Source organism: Pseudomonas mosselii, assembly GCF_003205295.1.
GTDB classification, from domain to species: domain Bacteria; phylum Pseudomonadota; class Gammaproteobacteria; order Pseudomonadales; family Pseudomonadaceae; genus Aquipseudomonas; species Aquipseudomonas mosselii_B.
Map to the genome: position 1 here is coordinate 1 of NZ_QJRP01000079.1, position 1,336 is coordinate 1,336.

The following is a 1,336-nucleotide window of genomic DNA, read 5'->3' on the forward strand; positions in this document are numbered from 1 at the left end:
TAGGCGATGTAATCCTCTAGCCCTGATGCCAGTTGCTCAACACTCTCAAACGATTCCAAGTAAAAAAACTCGCTCTTGAGCGTGCCGAAAAAGCTTTCCATGGCGGCGTTGTCCAGGCAATTGCCCTTACGCGACATACTCTGCTCGATATTCTTCCCAGCCAGCATATGCCGGTAAGCTGGCTGTTGATACTGCCAGCCTTGATCGGAATGCAGTATCGGTTTGTCACCTGGATTCAACCGCTCGAAGGCTTGCTCCAGCATTGTCGAAACCATCTTGAACTCAGGACGCCGGTTGATCTGATAAGCAAGGATCTCGCCGTTGTACAGGTCCATCACAGGCGAGAGAAACAGCTTCTGCCCCTTTACCTTGAACTCTGTCACGTCGGTTACCCATTTCTGATTGGGGGCTTCTGCCTTGAATTTGCGTTTGAGCAGATCAGATGCAACAACCCCCTCGGAGCCTCGGTACGAGCGATATTTCTTAACTTTGACCAGAGATTTGAGGTCCATCAACTGCATCAGCCGCTGCACCTTCTTGTGGTTGACCACCTCACCATTGAGCCCGAGGACCGCAGTGATACGACGATAGCCGTACCGCCCCTTATGTCCGTGATAGAGGCTGTTGATGCGCTCTTTGAGAGCAGCATGCTTGTCAGCCATCAGCACTTTGCTTTGGTAATAAAAGGTACTGCGTGCCAGCCCTGCAGCACGTAGCAGCAGAGCAAGGCGATGCCCGCGCCTCAATCCTTGGACAGCCTGCGTTTTCTTGCCTGCGCAGTTCGAGGGTCCGCCTGGATCAAGGCATCGAGCTTTTTTAGATAAGCATTCTCCGCGCGCAGGTATTCCAGTTCTTCGAGCATTTGCTTTGGTGTCAGTTCGCTGTCCGCTGGGGTGGGCGGGCTTGTGCTGGACTGTTTTGATGGCTTGCGGGGCATGCTGAACTCTCGGGTACGGCGCGGGTGAAGGGCTTCTACTCCGCCTTTATCGTACAACCTTTTCCATTGCCTGATGCTACTCGGGCCGCGGATATCAAACTGCACGCAAGCTTGCTGGGCGGACAGTCCGTCTTGCTCAATGCACTGCAAAACCTTCAATTTGAACTGCGCGTCGTAGTGGCTGTACTTGGCAATCAAACCGGCTGCACCGTGTTGCTCGTAGCCCTTTACCCAGCGGCGTAACAGCGATGGACTCAGGTCATGCTTGAGCGCCACCTCATGAACACTGCGGGCAGAAAGGCACTCTTCGATGAGTGCCTGCTTGAGTGCCAGGTTGTATTTCGTCATGGAACACCCTCCGGTTGGGGATCAGGTGTCCAACTTTCGGGGGTCAGTTCA

General features: G+C 53.8%; 2 protein-coding genes. Both read right to left on the reverse strand.

The genetic code is table 11. The features are described 5' to 3' along the window. Nucleotides 1–746: IS3 family transposase (locus DMX06_RS26015; protein ID WP_258378925.1), on the reverse strand; the 746-nt coding region annotated here is incomplete at its 3' end. Continuing rightward, entirely contained in the window at nucleotides 743–1,285 is a 543-nt protein-coding gene (locus tag DMX06_RS26020) for a helix-turn-helix domain-containing protein (protein WP_110739982.1), read from the reverse strand. The genes DMX06_RS26015 and DMX06_RS26020, both read right to left, overlap by 4 nt. Nucleotides 1,286–1,336: the final 51 nt, after the last annotated feature.

What these genes read in the sequence shown, in the direction of transcription:
- DMX06_RS26020 (WP_110739982.1), bottom strand. Translation starts at nt 1,285, where the DNA reads ATGACGAAATACAACCTGGCACTCAAGCAGGCACTCATCGAAGAGTGC.